Annotated in this window: 1 pseudogene; it reads left to right on the plus strand. The window is 44.0% G+C overall.

The annotated features are described in order from the left end of the window. A pseudogene (locus AC0L3S_RS39405) lies at positions 1 to 268 on the plus strand (EmrA/EmrK family multidrug efflux transporter periplasmic adaptor subunit); the annotation flags it as partial.

Genomic DNA, 268 nt, shown 5'->3' on the forward strand with positions numbered 1-268 from the left:
GTGGGTTAATGCCAACTTTAAAGAAACACAACTCACGGATGTACGGATTGGTCAATCGGTCAATATTATCAGCGATCTTTATGGTGAAAATGTTGTGTTTCATGGTCGGGTGACAGGGATCAATATGGGAACCGGCAATGCGTTCTCCTTATTACCTGCACAAAATGCGACAGGGAACTGGATCAAAATCGTTCAGCGTGTACCGGTTGAAGTTTCCCTTGATCCAAAAGAACTCATGGAACACCCCTTGCGTATTGGTTTATCGATG

It is taken from the genome of Bradyrhizobium sp. Ken01 (genome assembly GCF_055807355.1).